At 37.9% G+C, this 610-nt stretch carries 1 protein-coding gene; it reads left to right on the plus strand.

The window, feature by feature from the left end:
• On the plus strand, positions 1–473 hold a 473-nt coding region (locus tag KWJ01_RS13265), incomplete at its 5' end, for a hypothetical protein (protein WP_224996950.1).
• Positions 474–610 lie beyond the last annotated feature (137 nt).

Here is a 610-nt window from a genome sequence, read left to right on the forward strand (position 1 = left end):
GGACGTTACCTTCAATAAAAATGAGCAATCCGTCACCAGCAGAATTGAAAGAAAGGTGGAGGTGGCGCTGGATAGGGTCACTGTTTGAATTTTCGCATCTGGAATATCAATGGGGACTTTGGATTGAGCAAAGGTATCCTAATGTAGTTGGATGGTTTAACGAGGATATGCACCAATACTTTGATGATCTCAATCTGGACGATCACTATGAATCTCAGATAAAAAATGGGATTATCTCAGTGGATGAATTTGAAGCTATCAAAGAATTTCATTTCGCATTCGATCAATATCTGGATAGTGAAAGGATGAAAAATCCGGATATAAGAGATGAAGAAATATTGAATGATGAAGAATGGCAAGCAGTTGTATCAAAAGGACTGGCTTCCTGGAATAGATTGAAAAATATTATTACTGATAAAAGCGAACTAGAACATATGGTAGGACTGGAAAAGAACTACCTGAATGTTGAATAAAAATAATAAACTGAAGGTAACAACAGAATAAAGCAAATGCCCCAACAGCTTTCAGCCATTGACAATGCAGGAAGCAATTTTTGCGTCCTTTCAGCAAAGGCCAGTGCAGGGCATCTGCTTTATTCAATGGACGTTAT

Source organism: Cesiribacter sp. SM1, from assembly GCF_020178975.1.
Taxonomy (GTDB): Bacteria; Bacteroidota; Bacteroidia; order Cytophagales; family Cyclobacteriaceae; genus Cesiribacter.